General features: G+C 56.1%; 1 protein-coding gene. It reads left to right on the top strand.

The window, feature by feature from the left end:
• A partial coding sequence (locus ASC50_RS03720) for a phenylalanine--tRNA ligase beta subunit-related protein (protein ID WP_262482195.1) occupies window positions 1–537 on the top strand: 537 nt, incomplete at both ends.

Raw genomic sequence — 537 nt, 5'->3', positions numbered from 1 at the left:
GCCTGAAGGCACGCCGTTTGTTACTCTGGATGGTGTGACGCGCACACTTTCCGACAAAGATTTGATGATTTGCAACGACACCGAGGGGATGTGTATCGCCGGCGTGTTCGGCGGATTGGATTCGGGCGTGACCGAAAAGACGACCGACGTGTTTCTCGAATCCGCCTGTTTCAACCCCACGCGCATCCGCAAAACGGCACGCAGGCACGGTCTGAACACCGATGCCTCGTTTCGCTACGAGCGCGGAGCCGACCCCAACAACACGCTGTATGTGCTGAAACGCGCCGCCCTTTTGGTCAAAGAAGTGGCAGGAGGCAGCATCACGGGCGATATTATCGACATTTATCCGCAGCCCGTCAGCAAGGCGGTGGTGGAGCTCAGCCTGCAAAAAGTGCATAGTCTGGTAGGCAAAGAAATACCTGCTGAGACGATTGAGAGCATTCTCAAAAGCCTCGACATTGTCATCACGCGCAAGGCGGGCGATGTGTGGACTTTAGAAATCCCCACTTACCGCGTGGATGTGACCCGCGATGTGGA

Source organism: Candidatus Symbiothrix dinenymphae, from assembly GCF_001431085.1.
Note: the sequence above shows the minus strand (reverse complement) of the source record. Positions and strands in the feature narration are given on the sequence as shown.